The sequence below is a fragment of the Clostridium senegalense genome, from assembly GCF_018916625.1.
Taxonomy (GTDB): domain Bacteria; phylum Bacillota; class Clostridia; order Clostridiales; family Clostridiaceae; genus Clostridium_J; species Clostridium_J senegalense.
Genome location: NZ_JAHLNC010000014.1, coordinates 1 through 25331 on the forward strand (window position 1 = coordinate 1; position 25331 = coordinate 25331).

The following is a 25331-nucleotide window of genomic DNA, read 5'->3' on the forward strand; positions in this document are numbered from 1 at the left end:
ATAATGAAAAGGCAATATAAAAATTCATCTTCTAACAAAGATACCTTTAATAATTTTCATCAAAGAAAATACGATTTTGATAAATTAGAGAAAGAACTTTTAGGCTATGATTTTTGTTATTACAGTAAATACTAAATAATAAAAACATAAATTTTCTTCACTTTAGATATGTTTTAAAATAGTTCTAATAATATTACATTTTTAAAGGGAAGTCATTTTTAACTTCCCTTTATTTATACTATAAATTGACTGTTACTAATTTTTGAAACTACTCTATCTATGAAATCAAGCATATCAGAAAATTTCACCACATTAAATTCGTAATCTAAATCTGACTTACGATTATTGTACATATGATTTATCATCTCATTTATTAATATTGATAAGTCATTAACATCAAATAGACCTGATAAGCAATAATTTGTAGAATTTTCTAGTAATGACCATAATATTTCTTTGTTTTCAAGACTTTCTAATAAGCGTGAATCGATTTCAGCAATATCTTTTAAATAACTATCTATATTTTTTTTATTTTCTGCAATTATATTAGAGTTTTTATTTTTTAAATAGTCGTCTATATTTTTTTTATCTTCTTTAACCCTAATAGGAGTCCAAAATCTACTTGTATAAGCAATATCAGTAATTATATGTGCATAATATCCAAATAAAAAATCAGGATTTGTTGTATTAGCATAATTTCTAATGTTTAAATTTAAATTATTTTCCCATTCATCATAATTAGTATAATATCCCCAACCTTCATCTCCAACACAAAAATGAGTTGATGACTTTTCAGAACGTTTACATCCTTTTCTAAACATAATAGCATCTGGAGCAAGTGATCCTTTGTAAAATGCACCAATATCTTTTATATTAGCATTGTTTTTTAATAATTTTTCAGCGACTTTTAAATGTACCATAAAATACCCCATTTATTTCTCTCCTTTGCTAAAAAGTACAAAACATAAATAATTATCAGTTGGACTTCATTATAGTTGTGATGCTTTATTTCACAATTGAAAAGCAACTACTATATAAATCATAATATCTTTCACCATATATTTTCATATTTATTAGCATAACTAATTTGAACCTGCTTTCTTAAATAGTTACTTTCTTCTATATTATTAAATCATTTTTTTAAAGAATAACTCCACATCTTTAGGCCTTTTCAATACTACAACTTTATCTTTAAATTCTTTTTCTATATTTTTATAATGATTATGTTTTTCTTTAGTTCTACCCTCATGTAGAATCCACCAAATGAATTCTAAATCAATTTTTTCTATACACCCTTCAGCCATACTTTCTCGGGTTTTATTTCGATTCTTAAAATATCTTTTTATAGCTCTATAAATACATATCCTACGAGGGAAATCTAAGAAAATAATTTTATCAGCTTGTTCTAATCGTTCTTTCTCAAAAAAATCATTATAGTTTCCATCAATTACCCATGACTCATTCTTCATAAATTTCCAAGTTATAAAACGGCATTCTTCTGTATCACGTTCAACCCAATTTGGTAAAAACTTAACTGTATCAAGAAATAAAACCGGTATATCATAATGTTCGGCAAGTTTTCGAGCAAGTGTTGACTTTCCACTACCGCTATATCCAATTATTGCTATTCTCATAGAATACCCCTCTTCCTATTGAGTTAATAATATATAAACTATAACCTTTTATTTATAATATTGTTTTAAATCACTTTCTAGCTTTGTATAATCTATAAAAAATATATAAATCTAATACATTTTCGCTACATATATATGAAATTCCTTCATTATTTTTTTAATACTATAATTTTAAAAATTTTAGATTTTTTTGCTTATACTTAAAATCCTATATTTATAGGGAAACAAGCTCCAATTTAAATTTATTAAATAACTTTAAAATATTTTCACACAAAATACAGTGTTGAATTTTAAGTGATTCGGAGCATGTCTCACTATTTTAGGTATCCAAGTTTTGGAATGGATAATTTTAAAAGTCAACTTGGAACCTTATAGATTTTTAAAAACTTTATAAAATAAAAAAACATATATTATCATATGTTTTTTATCTGTTTTCAATTGACTATATTGATTATATTATAATGTTACAAGCATGCACGTAAATCTAAGCCATTCTATTTTAATACTATAATTGAGAAATTTTTATAAATAAATTAATTACTTTTTTCTAAGTCTTTTATAATGTTATTTATTTCCTCTAAACTTAATTCTGTTGTCTCAATAATAATATCAATATCTATACCTTTTTTTAAAAGTTTTTTAGCTATTTCTCTTTTACTTTCCTCTATACCTTCTTCTCTACCTTCTTCTCTACCTTCCTCTTTTCCAACTTGTTTATAATGTAGTTTTCTAATTTCTTCTATAGTCATTTTAAACGCACCTCCACTTTTCTTTTTATACTCATCAAACTTTCTTTCTAATTCAGGGTTTTCAATTAAAAATAAGTATTCTAAAAAGTCTACTAATGCTTTTATTTGTTCATTATTTTTTACTTTATCATAGTTTTTTAACTCATCAGCTAAATTGATTTTTGCATCGTATATTTCTTCATCAGTTACACCGATTTCCAGCAAACTTTTCGCCATTTTAAAAACTAATTTTAATGGGTTATCTTCACTAATTTCTTCAAAATTCATTTTCTCTATATCTATAGTTCTAAAATTATATATTAATATATCATTATCTATTTCTGGCAACTTATAAACATACCTTTTATCTTTTCCACGTTGTCCCTTATAAGTATATATTGCTGCAGCTACTATTTCTGATTTATCTTTTTGTTTATATCTAAACTTATCCCATATTCTATAAAAATATCTAAACATTCTTTCCCCAAAAACTTCATGGTCACTACTATAACTTTGTACTTCCACATGTATAAATAGTATTTTACTTTCTTTGTTTTTTAATCTTACTTTTATTATTTTATCTGAAATTATTTTCTCACTACTATCTCTATCAAATATATCCTTTTGAATTTCTTGTAATTCTTTATCTAGTGATTCGGTTCCTAAATTCCAATTTATCTTATTAAATATCTCTGGAAAAAGCAGTTCTACTATTTCTGTTTCAAAAGCTTCTAATATAGACTTCCAAGCTGCATCAAAATCATGTTTTTTAGCCAATTTATTCACATCCTTTGTTTATCTAATTATATCATAATTTAATTATTTTCTTCATGTCTTTATTTCATAAATAATTATTGTATTACATAATTTAGTTACACAATTTTATTGTAAAAGGTTTTAATGAAAATTTTATTAGTGAAAATAATGCTTTAATGTTATTTAAAAAAAAATTCTTTAATACTAATTCTTTTTAATTACATTCCCTTATTTATAGATAATTTAAGCTTCTATATATTTGTTAACAAATTCTTTCCATTTTATTAATTATCTTGAAATTTATTGTTTTTATATGATGCTTAATGTAACATATTTGTAAAAAGGAACCAAATTTATTTATATTATTATGGAGTATTTTATAATGAGAAGTAAAAAAAATTTAAAATTTTTATATAAATTTATAAAACCTCAAACACCTAATATAATATTTGCTACAGTTTTAGAATTTTTAACAATATTATGTTCTGTTTTTATTCCTTATCTTTTAGGCGGAATGTTATCAAGTTTAGAAAACAGCACCGCCACTGTTAATTTACTTGTTAAAAGATTTTTTATTGTTATACTGTTATATTTTATTTGGGACTTATGTAACATATTGATTTCTATAAGATTTTCTGTTATCAATAAAACTATTGAAAATAATATAAGAACTTTTTGTTATGAAAAGCTTTTTAATTCTAATATGGTTTTATTGGAAAAAGAAAGTGAAGGGGAAATTATAAATAAGCTTTTAAAGGATACTGAAAGTTTAGAAAAAGCCTTTTTTAATTTTTTTTATCTTATAGTGTCTTTAGTTCACATTTTAGTTTTAATAGTGGCAATGTTACGAGTAAATGAAATAGCAACACTTATTGTATGTTCTTTATTTATTTTTTTAATCTTACTACAAAAAATATTTTCTCATAAGCTAAAAAATAATTATTCTAAATATAAAATTTCTGAAGAAGATTTATTAAAAGACTTAAAAAATTTCATTTCTGGATTTATGAATATTAAAATATTAGGTTTAGAGGAAAAATGTATATCTATATTAAAAAAAAGAAATACTAAAAATTTAATTAACTGTAAAAAATTAACTAAAACATCTAGTATATATTCCAATATAAGTTTTTTTGTATTATCTATTTTTAGAGCTTCCTCAGTGTTAATTGGAGGACTTATATATATATTAAATCATACGATTCATATTGGAGATATATTTACTATATATTCATATGCTATTCAATTAACATCTCAATTAAAAATCATTATAGAAATAAATATAATATTAAAAGATATAGATACTTCTTTAAATAGAATATTAAATTTTATAAGTAAATTTGAAGTTGATGATAAAGAAATTGATTTGAATTTTAAAATCAACTCTATATGTGCTAGAGATATTAACTTTAAATACAATGAAAATTATATATTTAAAAATATGAAATTTAATGTAAATAAAAATGATATTATTGCTATAAAAGGAAGAAATGGTTCTGGGAAAACATCTCTTATGAAATTAATATGCGGATTTTATCATGTAGATAATTTATTTTTAAATGAAATTCCTCAAAATATACTAACTGAAAAACAAATTTTAAATAGAGTAGCCTATGTACCACAAAATATATATTTATTTCCAGATAGCATAATAAACAATATAAGTTGCTTTGGAAAAACTTCAAAAGAAAGTGTTTATAAAATCTGTAAAGACTTAAATATTCATGAAAAAATTATGTCTTTAGAAAATGGGTATGATACAATTATAAATGATAAAAACTTAAATCTGTCCGGTGGTGAAAAACAAATTATATGTATAGCAAGGGCTTTATTAAAAGATAGTGATATTCTATTATTAGATGAAATAAATTCTGCTTTAGATTCTTCCATGGAAGAAAACATTATAAATAACATAAAAAAATATTATAAAGATAAAATTGTATTTATAATATCTCATAAAGATAAAATATTGGAACAATGTAATAAAGTAATAAATATTGATGATTTTAAAGTTAAATAAAATCCCCAGTTAAATTATATATTGAAAAATATATAATTTAACTGGGGATTTTTTCAGTAAACTTACTTTATGATTTTTTGATCTATAATAAATCTTTTACATTCAAATTTAACTACAAACTTAATTTTATTCATATTACACTTTTACTTTCATTTCACTTGAGTTATCCATATTTTTATATTCCTTGAAAATTAAATATAACGCCATAATAAATACTGTTCCATCTACTAGTGGTGTTGCAAGCCACACCCCATAAATTCCTATTATTTTAGGAAGTATTGTTATTGTCGGTATAAAAAGTATTACTTGTCTTAATAAAACCATAATACTAGCATTTTTTCCATTACCTATTGATTGAAAAAAAGTTATTCCCATAATTATTGTTCCCAACACTGGGAATACACTATACATAGTTCTAAAGCTAACTATTCCTGCCTTAACAGCTTCTACATCTGTTATAAATAATGCTAATACATTAGATGAAAAAATTTCAATAGGAATCCAAAATATTAATGCCAAAACTGTTGCTCCTATTATAAATATATTCGTAGATTTTTTTACCCTTGAAAATAATTTTGCTCCATAATTTGTACCTACTACTGGTTGTAACCCTTGACTCATCCCCCAAAGAGGAATAAATGAAAATGCTTGTATTCTTAAAACTGCACCCATTAATATTAACTGACTTTCTCCACCATACTTTGATGCCATCCTATACATTAAAGTTTGTTGTAAAATACTCATTAGTTGCATCATCATAGCAGATAATCCTACTGAAAATATTTGAGGAAGAAGTAATCTTTCAACTCTTATTTTATGGAATCTTACAGTTTTACTCTTCTTAATAAAATATATCATTGTTATTACAAATTGTACAAATTGAGAAGATATTGTAGCTACTGCTGCACCTTCAATTCCATATTCTCCAAAAGCTATAATTAAAATAGGATCTAAAATTATATTTAATATTGCTCCTATACCCATAAAAATCATAGCTTTATTCATAAGTCCTTCACCACGCATTATCATATTAGCGCTTTGTGCAAAATTAACAAAAATTGAACCTAGAAAAACAATTCTAATATATCTTACTGCTAATTCTAATATTTCTCCTTTTGCTCCAGTTAAAAGTAATAACTTTCTAGCAAATATTATACCTAAAATCATAACGGCAATTGAAAGTAATAAAACTAAAGATAGTAAATTTCCCATAATTTTATCTACAGTTTTTTGGTCATTTTTCCCTATAGCCCTAGCTAAAACCGAAGCAGATCCGATACCTACTAGAGTAGCTATGGCACAGTTAATTAAAGTAAGTGGATATGCTACTGATACAGCTCCCATAGCATTTTTTCCTATTAATTGTCCAGCAAAAACTCCATCCATGAAAGAATATAAGCCTATTACAACCATACCTACTATTGCTGGAACACATAACTTAATCATTAATTTTTTAGGGTCTTCATTTATTAATTCTTCTCTATTTTTACTCATAAATTTATCCCTCCATTAATCAATTAATTATTAATAAATATTAATAAATCTAAAACACATATTATCCCCCCTTAAACTTCAATTGACTTAAATAGTAAAATAATGATATAATTACCTTATAATAATGATAATCATTATCATTATTATATTTCAATATATGCTATAAAATTTTTACTTATACACTTATATATAATTCTATTTAGAATCATTGTCAATTGATAACAAGATAGTTGTCTATTAGCGGAAATTTAATGTCTTATTCTGCTATTTAAAATGGGAGGGGTATTTATGAAAGATATTATAAAAGAAATGCATGAACCTTGTTTATTTAAATGTGGTTTTCGCCCTGCCAAATCTACTTTTAATTATAACAAAGAAGGCTTATGTTATTGTGTATCACCTAATAAAGGTAATGGATATTACTGGGTATATGCTAAAGAAAATCTATTTTCTATTTCTATACAGGACTATGTTCTTTATGATGATCTTTTTTTAGAGTATAAACAACCTACCTACATAGGAATAAATTATTATGATTCTATCTCAAAAAAAGAGCTTCAACCTTATAAACAATTTAATAAAAGTTGTATACGAGGACATATTTCCAACAACGATTTATATAGAGCAATTTACCATAGAAATATTCCAGTTCATTCAGTTGGTATAGAAATAATGCCTGAATTTTATGAAAACTATTTAGATATAAAATATCCTGGTGAATTTAAGAATCCTCAATTTGCATTTAACTCTATTAATGATATAGATGACTTTTCAGAACTTATATTTGTATTTAGACAAATAAGGAATTTTCGTGGTACCGGTGCTGCTGCTAAGATGTATTACGAAAGCAAAGTTTTTGAAGCATTCTCTTTAATAATAGAGAAAAATAGAAATAGGAACTTTACTAAAAAAAAGATTTTAACTTCTCAGGATTCACATTTTCTTTCTTTAGTACATGATTATATTGAAGATAATTTTATATATGATATTAAGCTAGATAGACTTGCTGAAATTGCTCTTATGGGAAAAACTAAGCTTAAATACATTTTTAAAGAAGCATATAAATGTACAATTACTCAATATATACAAGATATGAGAATCAACTATGCTGAATATCTTCTGGTAAATAGTAGTTTAACTATACGTGAAATTTCTAGAGCTGTTGGCTACAATCATGTTGGTTACTTTTCAGAGCTATTTAAACGTAAAACAGGTTTATTGCCAACTCAATATCGTAAACTAACTAAATGTAATATAAGTCTATAACTATAGCTTTCATTGACAAATGATTTAAAATGAATAACAAATTATGGGAGGTTATTATGAAATTCAAAACTAAAACTACATCTTGGTTATTAACATATCCAAATCCTAATGATAAAATTCGTATTTTTTGCTTGCCTTGTGCTGGTAGTGGAGCATCTATATATGGTCAATGGCATAAATTCTTACCAAAAGATATAGGCGTATACCCTATTCAGTTACCTGGAAGAGAAAATAGAATCTGTGAAGATCCTATCCTTGATATGGATAGTTTAGTTAAATATATTACAAACTCTATATTGCCATATTTAGATAAACCTTTTTTGTTTTTTGGTCATAGTTTAGGTGCTAGAGTGGCTTTTGAAATTACTCATAACCTTAATTCTGTTTATAATAAAATACCAAACTGTTTGATTGTTTCAGGAAGTCGAGCTCCACACATCCCAGAGCCAAATCCTATTCATTTTTTACCTGATAATGAATTTTTAAATGCAATAGGAAAATTATCTGGTATTCCTAATATTATTTTTGAAAATAAAGAACTTATGAATTTATTTCTTCCTATATTAAGAGCAGATTATACAATAGATGAAACTTATGTATTTAAAGATAAATCTCCTTTGCCTTGTCCTATAATAGCTTTTGGAGGCGTATATGATACAGAAGCATCTGAAGATGAAATTCAAGACTGGTCAGCTTATACAAGCAATTTATTTTCTTATAGTATGATTGAAGGCGATCATTTCTTTTTCAAATCACATGTTGAGGAGCTTTTAAATAAAATCTCTAAAATCATTTCAAATTATAGGGTTCCAAGTTAACCTTAAAAATTAGATGATTAATAATTATTTTGATTTTTTTAATAAAAATGATAATGAATTTTTAAAGATAATAGTAAAGGATTTTGATACTATCAGTTTTAAGATTTCAAGTTTATTAGAACTAAATAAAAATGAAATTCATATTTGGCTGATTTATATTGACTTATATAAATCTAATACTTTATTCTTTGAAAATCTTCTTTGTAATGATGAAGTAAATAAAATGAATAGCTTTTATTTTGAAAAAGATAAAGAACGTTTTGCAATAACACATGGATTATTACGAATCTTGATAAGCAGATATTTAAACTTACCAAATAATTTAATTAAATTTGAAAAAGACCTATATGGAAAGCCAAAAGTATTTATAGATGATAAAAATATTAATTTTAATATTTCTCATTCAAATAATTTAATTGCTTTTGCATTTTCAAGTTCAGCAACTATTGGAATAGATGTTGAATATAATAAGAATATTAATGATTTTAATGATATAGTTACTAACTATTTTCATGAAATTGAAATTGAAAACTTTAATAAAGTTTCAAACTTAAAAAAACAGGATATTTTTTATAGATATTGGACCCAAAAAGAGGCTTTTCTTAAAGCTACTGGTGAAGGATTAAATAGGTCACTGAGTTCATTTTATATACAAAATAAATTTGATAATTATTATAAAGTTAATGATGAAAATTATTCAGGATATATATGGAATATCATTTCATTTAATATCCTAGACAACTATACTGCATCTATTTGCTTTAAACATGATAAATTAGGTGAATACTATTAAATAATTTAAGACTTTGCCTATAATTCTCAACGTATTTTTTTAAATTTAATAGAACATATTTTGTAAAAATTTTAAGCTATCATTTATCTAAATTAAATTATTAGATAAATGATAGCTTTTATTATTTAACTAGTTAGTAATTATAGGAGATGCAATTAATTTAACTAGTTCTTTAACATAAGATTCATTATTTACACAAGAGAAATGATTTCCTTCAATTTCTATAACTTCTAAGTCGCCAATACATATATCTTCCCATAAATCTATAACTGTTTCATTATCACCTACTAATATATTAGAAAATTCCTTGGCTTTAAAAAATCTAATTTCTCCTACATACGCTTCTGGAATATAATTAGCTGATTTTGAACTATGACAAAATACACTAAATAACTCTTGCAACATTTCTACTGGTATTTTATTTTCAATAGAGCTACTATATATTTTAAACCTTTCTTTTTTACTTAAAGAGCCCATTTTTCTAAACATATCTCCAACTTTATTTAATGTTTCATTTCCACCTATTAAACAAGCTGAACCCTTAGAAATTTTCTTTTTATTTTCTTTTAGCAGATAATTTATTCCTTTAGATAAACTATTTATACCTACATTATTACAGCCAACTTGGTTTAAATTTATATTTAATGCTAATTGAAACATAGCTTCAAGAATTAAATCATCTTCAATATAAAATGTTCCTGGAAAGCTATCAATTAAAGCAACATCTATTACAGATATATTATTTTCTAATAAACGTCTTGCAACTTCAACTGCTATTAATCCCCCCATACTATGGCCTATTAGTTGAAACTTTTCATATCCTGTATCAATTAAAAGCTTTGAATAGTCATCTGCAAGAGCATTAATAAGTTTTTTTTCATCTATTTGCCTATAAATTTTATCATCATTTACAGTGATACCTACAACGGTACCTAATCCTTGTTCTTTTAAATTTTCTAAAAGTAAACCAAATTCATTTATGCTTCCTAATCCGGCATGAAATACTACTCTTAACGGCTCTTTCTTTTCAGAATTAAATTTTGTTATTACTCCATTACTATTATTCTCTTGTTTTAAGGAAACCTTCTTATAATCATTATCATAGTTTCTTATGAATTTTGCACTTGATTTAATATTAGGTTCGTTGAGCATTTGCTTTAATAACACATCAAAGGGTATATCCTTTTTAAAAGGCTCTTTTGAAAGTTTGCTACGTAATTTTGCAGCAACTTGAGCCATAATTAGAGAATCTGCACCAAAATGATAAAAATCTTCTGTTTTATCAATACATGGAATACTTAATGCTTCTGTCCATAAAGTAGTTAAATAATTTTCTAGAAAATCTTTTTCTTCATTTTTAACTGTAATTATATCTTTATTTTCTATAATTTTCGGTCTCCATGTACTTAATTCTTTTTTATCAACCTTTCCATTAACAGTAAGAGCAATCTCGTCTACTATTTGTATATGAGAAGGTATCATGTAATCTGGAACTTGCTGTGATAAATAGTCTATAATCTCTTTTTCTTTAAGTAACTCTTTTTCTTCCTTTACACACATTGCAAAAACATTAATTCCAAAAGGAGCCAGTCTATGTTCTCTTTGTGGCAACATTAAAATTGGAGATTTACTATGTTGTTTCATAAGACTTAACCAGCTATCTGCATTAAGATATGAACTCTTTACTCTAAGCTCATCACTAGGTTTTGTCATCATAAATGCTTGTGATATTAAAATCCAATTCTGTTCCTTAACTGGTTCTGAAAAAACCATCCAACCTTGTGGAGACAATAACTCTATTAGATTTTTAAAAGTCTTAGGTATATTCTTTGCATTTTCTATTACTTCTGCTCCAATAATTATGTCAAAACTATTTGGTGCAAATCCTTGAGTTCTATAATTATTATCTATATCGAATATGCCAAAGGTTACACCTTTATATTTTTCAAATCGACTTTTTGCACTAGGTATAAAAAACTTTGTATTATCCGTAAATAAATATTCTATTTCTTCTTCCTTAAGAATATCTAATACTTGCTCAGTAGTTGCTCCTGTCCCTGCTCCTATTTCTAAAATTCTTAATGGTTTTTTAGGATGATTTTCAGCTATTCTTTTTATTAAAGTAGCTATACAACTATTTAAATATCTAGAAATTATATGTTCAAAATATAAAGACTGTACATAATCCATTTTACCTTCTGGATAAAGTAATGAAACTGGATCTTGCTCTTTAGCTAATAACTGTGGCAACTTTTCAAAACATCCACGTAAATAGTTTATAAATCCTTTAGTGCCACTTATTTTTTCCCATACTTGTTCTAAAATATCCCACTGTTTTTCTATCTCATCTTTAGTTATATATTTACTACATACATAATTGCTATTATCATCTGTTAATAAAACTTTATCTTCTTTTAATTTTGATAACCAACGAATTACAATCCAATGAAAATCATCACTAATTTTTTTACAATTAATTATATCTTCAATATTCATTTTTTCTCCATTTTTTAACAGTCCAATTTTTTGAAGTGAATATAACATAGAATTTAGTACTACTTTATCAAGACAGTTTACTGCATTTTTTATGCTATCACTATCTATATCTTCAATGACTGAATCAGAACTTTCATGAATTCCATCATATAGTTTATACAAATTAGAACTAATTTCTTTTTTATCTATATTCCTACTGTTAGCAAGTTTAACAACACCTAATAAAGATTTTTCCTCATTTATTTTATCTACTAAAACATTTGCCATAGCAATAGACGGATGTTTAATTAATGCGCTTTCAATTTCTCCTAGTTCAATTCTATGTCCTTTTATTTTTACTTGATTATCTATTCTTCCTAAGAATTCAATATTACCATCAGGGTGATAACATCCTAAATCACCGGTTTTATACATTCTCATTTTATCTGATGGATGGGTAACAAACTGTTTAGATGTACTCCCCTCATCATTTAAGTACCCATATGCTAGACCATCACCTAAGATATACAATTCTCCTTGACACCACACTGGACAATCATTCATTTTATAATCTAAAATACGGAACTGTTGATTAGATAAAGGTTTTCCATAAGGTATGCTTTTATATTCATCATTATATCCTTCATAAATATGATAAATAGACCATATTGCTGCTTCTGTAGCTCCACCTAAACTAACAACCATGCTATTAGGTAAATAGTTATTTATCATATTAGGCAATTTTAAAGGAATCCAATCACCTGAAAGTAATGTTAAACGTAGTGTAGAAATGTTAATATTTGAATTATAACTTAGATAAGATATTAAAATTTCCATCATTGCCGGAACTGTATTCCATATTGTTACTCCATGTTTTATCATTAACTCAGCCCAATGAGATGGATCTGTTAACCTATCATTATTTGGATATATTAAAGTTCCACCTACTGAAAGTAGTCCAAAAATATCGTAAACTGATAAATCAAAGCTTAATTTAGCAAGTCCAATCACCTTATCAGTATATTTAACATCAAATTTTGTATTAATATCATCAATTGTATTCATAGCAGCTTTATGGCTTATAATTACACCTTTAGGCTCTCCAGTAGAACCAGATGTGAAAATTACATATGCCGGAAGTTCTGGATTCCCTAATTGAGGAGTTACATTATAATCATTAGAATATATTAATTTATCAACCTCTATTACATTTAAACTTTCATCCCAAGTTCTTTTTACTGATGAATTTGTTATAATATATTTTATATTTGCTTTTTTAATTATATTTTGTAAACGTTTATATGGCTGTTTTACATCTATTGGAACATACACTCCCCCAATAGCTAATACTCCTAACACAGAGGATACTTGGTGTACAGATTTGTCCATAATTATCGCAACTTTGTCTTGAGGCCTACAACCTAATTCTTTTAATTTGCTACCAATATTTAAACTTCTAAAAACTAATTCACTATAACTAAGTTGCTCTTTTGAGTCAATAACTGCAATTTTTTCAGGATATTTTATAGCATTTTTAAAAATATCATAATGTAATAATTTGGTATCCATATTTAACTTTGTATCATTAACCTTCTTTAAAACTTCTTCCTGCCAAGAAGGAAGTTTTAAAATTTCTTTTTCGTCCCATAGCTTTTCATTTTCTGATAAAATGTTTAAAAGTTTTTTAAATGTCTTAAACATATCTTCTATTATATGTTTAGGAAATACCCCTTCTCTAACATCCCAATTTATATCTAATCCCATTTCATTATCCATTGCTTGACAATCTATAAATACTTGTGGAGTTTGACTTATTCCATGTTCACCTATTTGTCCTTTCATTTTGCTTTTTTTAATCTGTTTTGTAAGACCAATTGCACTAGTAAATACTATTGGCATTAAAGCATTTTCTCTACCTTTTCTACGGGATGTTTCTCTTAATACTTCTACGCCAGAAAATAAACGGTGATCTAAATCATCTAATAATTGATTCTGTATTGATTTTGCACATTCTTTAAAAGAATAATCATTTTCCATATTAATTTCTAGTAAATTTACCGATGTGAAATCTCCAATAATCTCGTTTACTTGTGGGTGTAATGGTTGGCGATTCAGTAATGTAAGATTCAATAAAAACTTTTTATTACTACTCCACTTTTCTATTACCTTTGCATATGCAGTCATTACTATAGTAGATGGTGTTAATCCAAAATTCTTAGTATGATTTTTGATTTTTGTCCATTTTTCATTATCAAGATGTAATGAATAACGTTTAAAATTAACTGCTTTTTTATCTTCTGCTTTTTTATTATTTAAAGGTAATTTAGGTGCTAATGGTAAACTATCTATTCTATCCATCCAATATTTTTTATCACTTAAATATTCAGGACTTTTCTTTAGATTATGTTCCTTTACCATATAATCTTTAAATGTTATTTTTAGTTCTGGCAAAGAAATATTAGGATTTTCATATATTTTTTCAAATTCTGATATTAGTAAAAGAATGCTTGTCCAATCCGCAATTAGAAAATCCATAGAAAAATGTAAAATTGAATTATTCTTCATTTTAGTTATTCCTACATCAAATAATGGCCAATTTTCAGCATTATATATTCTATGTCCCATTTCTTCTCTTATAGAGTTAAGCTTTAATTTATTATATGAAACATCACCTTCAGACAAGTCCATATAGTTTATTTTAAATCTAGGAACAGTTTCTAATATTCTTTGATTACCTTTTTTATCAAATACTGCTCTCAACATATTATGTCTTAAAATAAGTTTATTCCATGCTTCTTCTGCCATTTCATGCTCTAAATCTGAATAATTTAACTCCATATAAATATGACAAGCAACACTACCATATTCAAAAAGTTCTTCTCTTCCTAACAAATATGCAGATTGCACATCTGATAAAGGAAATGGTATAAATTGTGATTCTGAATCTATTTCTGTTTTACCCTCCCTCTCTTGATTTGCTAATATATTTATTATATTATTTTTATAAAATTTTAGTTTTTCTAAATTACTGCTAGATAATACTCCTTTAGGTGCTCTATAGCGTAAGGCTCCATCCTCTTGCCATAATGTTACACCTATATTATTTAAATATTTCAAAAGTTTTTTAGCTTCATTTTCCACTCAAATGCAACTCCTTTCAAATGCTCGATATAAATATTTTTTAATCATTTACTATAATTTGTTGCAGATTATTTATAGATATATGTTTATAATCATCATTGTTTTTTATAGAAGGGTATCCTAATTTTTTAGTTATTTCATGCCAATACTTAGAACATAAAAGATTCTGTTGTCCATTTTTGTTTAACACTTCTTTTTTAATGTCTTTTAAAATCATATCTTTTATGAATATTAAATCTTTACCTATTGCTACTGGCCACTCTTTTGTAAGTATATCTTTAAAAGAGTTTTCTGTTATTCCACCAAGTATTTCAGAGCTATTATCAATTAAATTCAAAGGACACTTATCTTTAAACTTATTTGGAATTCCATTAACTTCAGGCACATATAAACAAGGTGACCAAACTATAAAACCATGAGTTTCTATTAAAGATATTCTTCCTCCTTCAAATCCAATATTTATTTCATGTAACAAAGGTAAACAGTTATCTGGATTTTCTGGATCCAATCTATTGTCCGCTTTTATTAAAATAGGAATATCTCCAATTTTTCCAGTAAGTATTTTTAATATCCCAACTTTTTCAATATTATCGTTAATTTTTAAAGGTCTGGTTGATGATAATATTTTCAGTAAAATATGAACTAATGGAAAAGATACTTGAGTTGTACATGATAAATCTATATATAATCCTTTTTGCTCTTTTAATATTGCCTTAGAATATAAGCTAAATTTTTTCACTGATGGAAGATTTACATATAAATCACCTATATGGAAACAAACATTATTTTTTCTAGCAACTTTCATGCATTTTGTTATATCATTATAATGAACAGGTTGCTCTAAAATTACATTTATTCCTTTAGATAAAAACTCTAATGTTAACTCTGTACCATTGCCACCGATGACACCAGATTTTACTACAACACAAGCTAAATCTATATCCGTTGGTAACTCTTTAATATCTGTATATAATTTAATCCCATATTCTTTTGCACAGCTTATTGAACGTTCACTTCCTTTAGCTAATAATCCAACTATTTCAAAATCTTCTTTTAACAAATTTAAAGCCTCTATATAAAATTGTCCAAATCTTGAACCACAAACTATAGTTTTTAGTCTTTTTTTTAACTTCATTTTTTTATCCTTTCATTTTTCAATGATTTAAATCATACCTTCTTCAATGTTTAGAATTTCAGTTTTTATTATTATAGATTGGTCTATTAACCTATTAATAAAATTTTTTAGATTTATTATTTGTGATGGGTAGTAAGTTCCTACAATATTAGATTTATTAGAAATAATATTATCTACAACATTAGCTGCAACTACTCCAGATAATTTATTTCCATCATATTTGCATAAAAGCTTAGATATAACTTCAATATAACAATTATCCTTATAACCGTTAGCTTGAATATCCATTGACACGAATTCATCTTTTTTTATTGATTTTAAATTGTGTTTCATCAATAGTCTAGCAGATTCTTTTTTTTGCTTTTCTGTTTCATATTGTTTTAATGCTTTAATGATTACATAATCATTTAATATTGATTTATCTTCATAAACATTATAGAAATATGCATTTTTAATTTTTTGTTGTCTTACCATTCCAATAAATTCTGTATTCAACACTGGGTATACATCAAAACTTTTTTCTAATCCATAATCCTTATAATTTTGATTTCTTCTATTTTCTAGTTTTACTGAAATACCATCTCTACAATACATCATGCCTTGTCCACTATTTTCTTCAATGCCACATACAAAATCGTATGCAGCATTGAATGACATTTCTCCCTTGTGATTAAAATAAATTTCTAATTTATCTACTTTATCAAAAATACTTTCAGATATATAAGCAGGATAAATTTCAGATAATCCTGGGTATATTCCAGCTGAAATAATAAATAATAGTTTCTTTTTTATAATTTCACTCTGTTTTTCTTTAATATAATCATATAAAGCTTTATTACCTGAAACATCTAAATAATTAACATTTTTTTTAATACATGATTTTGCTACTTTAATACTTATTAAATTAGACGGTCCTGCACAATTAACTACTAAATCACATCTATCACAAAAATTATCAACTAAATCTTCATTATTAATTTCTACCTTCATATATTGATCTTCACTAATCATATCTTTATATAAACTTTTAATTTTCTCTAAATTTCTATATCCAAGTAAAACATCATATTTATTTAATTTTAAAATAGTTTTAACAGCACCTATACCAACTACTCCTGTAGCTCCTAAAATTCCAATAATTTTCTTATCCAATCTATTATCACATCCTATATTTCACCTTCTACAAAGGTTTCAGTTAAATTTGTTTCTATTGATTTATTTTCTATAAGTTTTTCTAAATCGTATATATTAGATGCTTCAAAGAAACTTTTTAAAGATAACTTAATATTATATTTATCCTTTAATATATTTACACACTGAATTGCTTGTAATGAATCTCCTCCTAGTTTAAAAAAGTTATCTTCTACACTAATTTCATTATTATGAAGTATATCTTTCCATGAATCAGCTATTTTAATTTGAATGTCTGTAAAAGGTACAACATTAGATTTTTTATAATTTTTATCATAATTTTGACTGAATCCTTCTAATGTTTTTCTATCTACCTTTCCATTTTTTGAAAGAGGTATTTCATCTAATAAAAAGTATTTTTTAGGCAACATATAATTTGGTAATTTTTCTTTCATGAAATTAGAAAGTGCATCTGATTTAAACTTTTTAACAGTTTTAGGACCTTCTGCAATAATTAAATTTTGTCCAAAAATTTTAGAAATTTTATTATATAATGAAGAAAAATCTATATTTGAAAACCCTTGTGATTTTAATATATCTATCCATTGCTTATTAGATAATAATGGAAGCTTGTTTTCTTTTCTTATATCTTCTATATTAGAAAACCCATTTTCTAAAAGAGCTACTGTATTTAATTGAATTTTTCTATTTTCAGTAGCTTCTACAATGAGTAATATACCTCCAGGTGCTAGCATATCTTTTAAAAATCTTAAAGTTTTCACAATATTTTTTGAGCGATGTATAGAATTATTAGCAACTATAATATTGTATTTATGATATTCATAACCTTGATTTAAAGGAGATTTATTAACATTTAATAGTTTAAAATCTATTATTTGGGACCCTTTATGCTCATTTTTTACTTTTTCTAAAAAATAAGATGATTCATCTGTGTATATATACTCACAGTTTTCCTTAGGCAAACACTCTTTTATTAATGATAGAATATTACCCATTCTTCCACCTATTTCTAAAACATTTATTTTATTATTATATGAGTTTATAAAAGTTTTTAGAGCTTTACATAACAACCCCTTATAATAGTCTCCTCCTATATTATATTTTTCTAATTTATTAGGAGTTAAACATAAACTATTGTCAATAACTACTTCACGTGAATCTTTTTCACCTTTTAATATAGAAATATTAGTATTTATATCTTTGTGCATTTTCATATCTACTAAAACTATTTTTTCTTTTAAATCTGGATATGAATTTAACTGATTAATCATCTCAGTATTTTTCTTGTAATTTCCTATAGGATATAAATTAAAATACTTTCCTTTGCAATCTTTTTGTAGAATGCCTTCTTTAACAAAAGTTTCTAACCAATGAGTTATTAGTGTTTTAAAGCGGTTATCAAATTTATATTTTTTAATTAACTCTTCTACAGTATAATCTTCTTTAGCATCACTGCTAAAAATACCTATATTTCTAAAAGTATCACACATGGCCTTAATACTAATATGATCTAGACAATTATTAAATAATACTATTTTACTTAAATTTACATCATTTGATAGATTATTCATTTCCTCTTCTATAGACATTTTTATATGTTTTAAGCATTTATCAATATGCTTTTTATCAGATTCTACATTTTCAAAACAAATTGATAACTCTTTATTTTTAGGAACTATATAACTTATTAAATTACGTTCTTCATTATTCTTTTCATCTACAATAACTACAGCATCCTTTATATCTTTGTTAAGTTTTATTGTACTTTCAATTTCACCAAGTTCAATTCTATATCCATTTAATTTTATTTGAGAATCCTCTCTACCAAGGAACTCTATATTTCCATCTGGCCAATATCTTCCTAAATCACCGGTATAATATATCTTCTCTCCAGTTTTAGGGTATAATATAAATCTTTCTGATGTTTTCTTTTCATTTTTCCAATAACCCTTAGCAACGCCAATACCACCAATATACAGCCTACCAGGAACCCAGTTTGGACATTCTTCCATTAATTCATTTAATATATAATAATGTTGATTAACCATTGGTTTACCGTAAGGAATACTCTTCCAATTTGCATTTACTTTATCAATTTTATATATATTAGACCAAATCGATGCCTCAGTAGCTCCACCAAGTCCAATAACTTCAGTATTTTTAAAATGAAATTTTATTTTATCCGACAATTCAAGTGGAATCCAATCCCCACTTAATAGAACTAATCTAAGTGACTGTGGCAAATCTCTTGTTTCATTGCTTAAATATTCCATAAACATTTGCATAAACATCGGTACTGTATTCCAAATTGTAATATTATATTTTTCTAATAACTCTAGCCAATGAGAAGGATCTTTAATAGAATCACTATCTGGAAATACTATTGTGGCCCCAGCAGCAAGTGTTCCAAAAATATCATACACAGATAAATCAAAATTTAAGTTAGAAAGTGCTATTATACTATCTTCTGGTCCTACTAAAAAGCGTTTATTAATATCAAGAATAGTATTTACAGCACCAATATGGTCTATCATTACACCTTTAGGAACCCCTGTAGAACCTGATGTGTAAATAACATATGCTAAATCCTTAGGATTTACAATTACATCCTGTGATATATGACTACTTTCTTTATTAGCAATATTATTTATTTCTAACAATTCAAATTTTGTTGGTAAAATTAATTTATCTTTTATACTGCCTTGAGTTAAAACAAACTTTATCTCTCCCTCATTTAGTAACATTTCAAGTCTATCTTTAGGATTATTAGGATCAATTGGCAAATATGCCGCTCCTGCTTTTATTATTCCCAAAACAGCTACAACTTGTTCCCATCCCTTTTCCATAATAACTGCTACTAAATTGTTAGGTTTTACTCCTTTGTCTATTAAAACATTACTAGCATTAGTAACCTTCTTTAACAATTCTTTATAAGTCAATTTATAATTTGTTGATGATATTGCAATGTTATTAGGATATTGTAAAGCTTTCTTTTCAAATAAACTATTAAGTGTTTCATAACATATTGGTCTTTTAGTGCTATTTGCCTCTATTCTTTTTTCAATATTAGGAATAGAGATAATATTTCTAGACTTTTTCTTCCATACTTTTATATCATTTATAACTTTATCAATAGTTTTAGAATAAGCTTTAAACATGTCATCTGTTAATCCCTCTGGGAACAGTTCTTTTACTACATCCCAAGTTAATATAAGCTCTTTATTTTCTTCTATAACTTGATTATCTATCCAAACTTGAGGTGTTTGTGAAATACTATATATTCTTTTTCCTAATAAAGATCTACTAATTTCTTTAGAATTTTTGTTTTCATATCCTATTGCACTTGTAAATACCACTGGCATAACCATACCTTGATTCTTACCATTAATCTTTGCAAGTTCTCTTTGCACATCAACGCCACTTACATATGAGTGATCTATATCTTGCCATAATTTTTGTTGTATATTCTTACACCTTTCAATGAATGTATCTTTTAAAGAATTGTCTATAGCAAGTAATGTTAACGATGTGAAATCTCCTACAATTTCATTTATTTTAGGATGTATTGGCATTCTATTAAATCTTGTTAAGTTGATAGTAAACTTTTGATGTCTACTCCATGCTCCTATAACCTCTACATATATTGCAAGTAACACTGCTGATGGTGTTAATCCAAACTCTGTAATATCTTTTTTAAATTTAGTCCAATTATTTTTGTCTATTATTTTCTCATAATGTGTAAATTGATGATTGTCTAATTGGTCTGGATTTTTAGCTAACGGTAGCTCTGGAGCCATTGGTAAATCTTTTATCTTATTAAACCAATACTCTTTATCTCGTTTATATAATTCACTATTTTTTATTTTTTCAGTAGCTAGTACATAATCTCTAAAAGAAAAGTCTAATTTTAATAAAGGTTTCTCTGGATTAAAATAAACATCAGCCATTTCATTTAGAATATGAAATATGCTCCAACCATCAAAAATTATATTATCAAAACTAAAATGAAGCCTTACTTTTCCTTTATCAAAACAGGATGCTCGTACATCAAACAATGGCCATTTGTCTGTTATAAATTTTTGATGAGACATTTCTATACGGATATCCTTTAATGTCTTTTCTGCATCTATAAGGCTTTTTGAATTTAAATCATAGACTTTTATCTCATAGCTTGGAACGTCTTTATATATTTGCTGATTTTCCCCATCAGGAAGTATTATTGCTCTCATCATATCATGACGTTTTATGATTTTTTCCCAAATATTATTTATCCTAGATACATCTAAGTTTTCACCTTCAAATTCAAAGTAATAATGAGTTGCAACTTTTCCTAAAGAATATGCTCCACTTCTTCCTATCCAATATGCCTTTTGTATATCTGTTAATGGAAATGGTTTATATAAATTTTTTAAATCTTGATTTACTTTTGGTAATTGAACATCTTTTTTTATAATTTCATTTCTACTCTTTAATAAGCTATCAATACAATCTACTTCATCAATAAACACAGGATTTTTAAATATCATCTCTAAAGATAAATTAACACCAAACTCCTTTTGTATTTTTGTGCTCAATTTTGTTGCCATTAATGAATCGCCACCTAAAATGAAATAATTATCATTTATATTTATTTCATTTATATTAAGAATTTCACACCAAATTTTAGATAATAACAATTCTGTTTTTGTTTTTGGTTTCATAAAACGCTTCTCTAATTTTTCATTTTTTTCAACACTAGGTAATGGCAATATTTTTCTATCTAATTTCCCATTAATATTAAGTGGTAGTTCTTTTAATAATACAAATCTAGTAGGAATCATATAATCTGGTAATATGTCATGTAAAAAAATCTTTATATTTTCTTCTATACTATTAAAATCATCTGTATTATAATCTTCATATTTATTTTTAGGTATTACATATCCAACTAAATGCTTATTTTTATATGAATCATCTATTGTAATAACTACAGCATCTTGCACATTAGGATATTTTTTTATTGCAGTTTCTATGTCCCCAAGTTCAATACGATGTCCTCTAACTTTGACTTGAAAATCTTTTCTACCTAGGAACTCAATATTCCCATCACTCCAATATCTACCTATATCTCCTGTTAAATACCATCTATTATTATTCCACTCTACAAAACGCTCTTTTGTAAGTTCGTCATCACCTGCATATCCCCTAGCAACTCCAACTCCACCAATCCATAATTCTCCTGAAACCCAATTAGGACAATCTCTTCCTTTTCTATCTACAACTCTATAAATTTGATTAGTTAAGGGTTGTCCATAAGGAATTGATTTCCACTTAGAATCTAGTGGCAAAGTTACATTAAAATAATTTGACCAAATAGATGCCTCTGTAGCTCCACCCATAGCTACCATTTGTGCATTTTCTGATATATTATATAATCTTGAAGGTAAGTCAAGTCCAATCCAATCTCCAGATAGCATAGCTACTCTTATTGATGGTATTTTTATTTTTTTGCTTTCAGCCATTAATAAGAACATATCCAATAATATTGGCACTGAATTCCATATGGTAACATTATAATTTTGTACTATCTCTACCCAACTTGCAGCATCTCTATAGTTATCTTCTGTAATAGTAACTACTGTTCCACCAACAGATAATATGCCGAATATGTCATACACTGATAAATCAAAATCTAAGGATGAAAGAGCTAACACTATATCTTCATTTGAAACATTATAACGTTTATTAATATCAATTATTGTATTTACCGCTGCACAATGTGAAATTTCAACACCTTTAGGTTCTCCAGTAGATCCAGATGTGAAAATTATATATGCTAAACTATCTGAAGAAACTTTTTTAAATTCTGTAAATAACTCCATTTCTTTAGAATTTTCAATTTTTAAAATTTTATTAGTTGTTGGCCATTTTATATTTTCATATAACTCTTCATTAGTAATAGTAAAACTTATATTAGCTTTTTTATAAATTGCATTTCTACGTAAATATGGTTGCTTTTCACTAATAGGCACATAACATGCACCTACAGCTAATATACCTAAAACTGCTTTTATTTGGTCTATTCCTCTTGGCAAAGTTACTGCAACTAAGTCTTTATTACTAATTCCATTTTTCTCAAGCATTGTAGCTATTTTCAATGCATCTTTTGCTAATTCTTTATATGAAACTTTAATTCCCAATACTCCGTCTATAACTGCTATTTTATTAGGGGTTTTTTTTGCAATTTCGAAAAACGACGTATGTAAACATTTTTTATATTCAAATGAAAGTTCATCATTTTCTACGTCATAACTCTTTAATTCTCTAATATTATAAAGAATTTCAGGAACTTCACTCCAACTTTCTTCATTAACTATCCAATTAATTAATTCTTTAAATTTATTAAACATATCATCAATTAAACCTTCTGGGAAAAGTTTATCTACACTATCCCATGCAAGTAATAACCCATTATTAATCTCATAAACTTGAAAATCTAGCCACACTTGAGGTGTTTGAGAAATCATATATGAAAGTTTTCCTAAAATTTTTTCAAATTTTTCACTAATAAGTGGAGTCCCATAATTACATGAAAATACTACCGGTGCAAAACTTCCTTCTCCAGGATATAATCTTCCCATATCTCTTAATATATCTATTCCTGAATATGATGAATACTCTACAGTTTTATGAAAATTTTTCTGAATGTCTTTTACCCTTTGTAAAAATGGCTTTATATTATTGCAATCTATTGGTAATAATAATACATTTGTAAAGTCTGCTATAACATCTTCTATTCCTTGTTCACTAGTTTCACGGTCAAACAATGGCATATTTATTAAAAATTTAGAATTTTCACTCCATTTGTCTAATATTTCTGAATATGCAGCTAACAATACCATAGCTGGTGTAACCTGATTTGCTGCTGCTTTACTCTTAAGTGATTCCCATTGAGAATTATTCAAAAAATATTTTCTTCTTTTAAATACAGGTTTTATTATATTTTCTGGTGTTTCTTCTAACGGTATTGTAGGTCCTTTAGGTAAAATATTTAAATTATTCTCCCAATAATTTTTAGCTTTTTTCTTTTCTTCTAATAGCCTTTGTTGATTCCTTTTTAAGTACTTTCCAAAACTCCAATCAATCGGTGCAGAAAGCTCTTTTACTCCGTCATAAATTAATGCTAAATCTCTAAAAATCACTTGGAGACTTTGCATATCTGCAACTAATAAATCTATATCAAAATGTATCCTTGTTTTATTATCTGGTAATAAGCTAACTTCTAGCCCACAAACTTGTCCACTTTTAACATCTAACACTCTATGAGACAACTTTTCCCTAATATTTTTTAAAGATTTTTTTATATTTTCTAAAGATTTATCTTTAAAATTATTAATTACTATTTCTTTTGAATATGGATTTTTTAATATTTCTTGTTCTCCATTTTCTAAAAATCTTGCCCTAAGCATAGGATGATGGTATAACAATTTAATCCAGGCTTTCTGTAATTTATCTAGTATAATATCATTACAATCTATTTCAAAATAAGCATGACATCCCACTCCACCAAGTGGTTGATTTTCACGTCTTCCTACCCAATATGCATACTGTACATCATTTAATGGAAATGATTTTATAAGCTCTAAATTATCCTCATCTATATTTGATTTTTTATCTTCATTACTATTTTTAGATTCTACTTTTATTTGCTCTTTTATTAGTCCCCACCAATGATTCAGATATGGTGATGAAATAAGTTTTGAAAATGTAATATCTATTCCTTCACGACGCCATTGGTTTACTAATCTCATTATTTGAAGTGAATTTAATCCTAATTCAAGTAAATTACGATTATCTTCTATATCACCTTTTATTGATAATATATTTTTAATTTTATCTTTCATATCTTCATAGTTAAATAATATTTGTTTGTTATTTAT

12 protein-coding genes are annotated in these 25331 nt (G+C 25.9%); 4 read left to right on the forward strand and 8 right to left on the reverse strand.

Going from position 1 to position 25331, the window contains the following annotated elements; genetic code table 11:
* Nucleotides 1-233 precede the first annotated feature (233 nt).
* The 3 genes from KQI36_RS16335 to KQI36_RS16345 all read right to left on the reverse strand — a co-directional run bounded on the left by KQI36_RS16335 (nucleotide 234) and on the right by KQI36_RS16345 (nucleotide 3139).
* Complete coding sequence (locus KQI36_RS16335; protein WP_216451828.1) at nucleotides 234-932, reverse strand: zinc dependent phospholipase C family protein; 699 nt, start codon at nucleotides 930-932, stop codon at nucleotides 234-236.
* A 195-nt stretch (nucleotides 933-1127) separates the two neighbouring features.
* Nucleotides 1128-1634, reverse strand: coding sequence for a DNA topology modulation protein (locus KQI36_RS16340; RefSeq protein ID WP_216451829.1), 507 nt, complete (start codon nucleotides 1632-1634; stop codon nucleotides 1128-1130).
* A gap of 533 nt (nucleotides 1635-2167) precedes the next feature.
* A complete protein-coding gene (locus KQI36_RS16345) occupies nucleotides 2168-3139 on the reverse strand; it encodes an Rpn family recombination-promoting nuclease/putative transposase (protein ID WP_216451830.1) in 972 nt (323 codons plus the stop codon).
* A 361-nt stretch (nucleotides 3140-3500) separates the two neighbouring features.
* Between KQI36_RS16345 and KQI36_RS16350 the strand changes: the two genes are divergently transcribed.
* The gene (locus KQI36_RS16350) at nucleotides 3501-5138 is read left to right on the forward strand and encodes an ABC transporter ATP-binding protein (RefSeq protein WP_216451831.1); all 1638 of its coding nucleotides are present in this window, start codon (nucleotides 3501-3503) and stop codon (nucleotides 5136-5138) included.
* Nucleotides 5139-5273: 135 nt separating this feature from the next.
* On the opposite strand, the gene KQI36_RS16355 is transcribed toward KQI36_RS16350, so the two are convergent.
* The gene (locus KQI36_RS16355; protein WP_216451832.1) at nucleotides 5274-6632 is read right to left on the reverse strand and encodes an MATE family efflux transporter; all 1359 of its coding nucleotides are present in this window, start codon (nucleotides 6630-6632) and stop codon (nucleotides 5274-5276) included.
* Between the two features lie 288 nt (nucleotides 6633-6920).
* On the opposite strand from KQI36_RS16355, the gene KQI36_RS16360 reads away from it, so the two are divergent.
* From KQI36_RS16360 to KQI36_RS16370, 3 genes are read left to right on the forward strand one after another with little or no spacing between them, the layout of a single operon-like run.
* Complete coding sequence (locus tag KQI36_RS16360; protein WP_216451833.1) at nucleotides 6921-7898, forward strand: helix-turn-helix domain-containing protein; 978 nt, start codon at nucleotides 6921-6923, stop codon at nucleotides 7896-7898.
* 56 nt (nucleotides 7899-7954) lie between these two features.
* On the forward strand, nucleotides 7955-8716 hold the full coding sequence (locus KQI36_RS16365) for a thioesterase II family protein (RefSeq protein WP_216451834.1): 762 nt from the start codon (nucleotides 7955-7957) through the stop codon (nucleotides 8714-8716).
* 13 nt (nucleotides 8717-8729) lie between these two features.
* The gene (locus tag KQI36_RS16370; protein WP_425321732.1) at nucleotides 8730-9509 is read left to right on the forward strand and encodes a 4'-phosphopantetheinyl transferase family protein; all 780 of its coding nucleotides are present in this window, start codon (nucleotides 8730-8732) and stop codon (nucleotides 9507-9509) included.
* Between the two features lie 129 nt (nucleotides 9510-9638).
* Here the strand turns inward: KQI36_RS16370 and KQI36_RS16375 are convergent, their stop codons facing one another.
* The 4 genes from KQI36_RS16375 to KQI36_RS16390 are packed head-to-tail and all read right to left on the reverse strand — an operon-like array spanning nucleotide 9639 to nucleotide 25295.
* Nucleotides 9639-15125 carry a non-ribosomal peptide synthetase gene (locus tag KQI36_RS16375; RefSeq protein WP_216451836.1) on the reverse strand — a complete coding sequence of 1829 codons (5487 nt, stop codon included), beginning with the start codon at nucleotides 15123-15125 and terminating at the stop codon, nucleotides 9639-9641.
* A gap of 40 nt (nucleotides 15126-15165) precedes the next feature.
* Nucleotides 15166-16260 (reverse strand): Gfo/Idh/MocA family oxidoreductase, encoded by a 1095-nt coding sequence (locus KQI36_RS16380; protein WP_216451837.1) that lies wholly within the window; start codon nucleotides 16258-16260, stop codon nucleotides 15166-15168.
* Between the two features lie 27 nt (nucleotides 16261-16287).
* Nucleotides 16288-17412 carry a saccharopine dehydrogenase NADP-binding domain-containing protein gene (locus tag KQI36_RS16385; protein WP_216451838.1) on the reverse strand — a complete coding sequence of 375 codons (1125 nt, stop codon included), beginning with the start codon at nucleotides 17410-17412 and terminating at the stop codon, nucleotides 16288-16290.
* 14 nt (nucleotides 17413-17426) lie between these two features.
* Nucleotides 17427-25295 carry a non-ribosomal peptide synthetase gene (locus tag KQI36_RS16390; RefSeq protein ID WP_216451839.1) on the reverse strand — a complete coding sequence of 2623 codons (7869 nt, stop codon included), beginning with the start codon at nucleotides 25293-25295 and terminating at the stop codon, nucleotides 17427-17429.
* Between the last annotated feature and the right edge of the window lie 36 nt (nucleotides 25296-25331).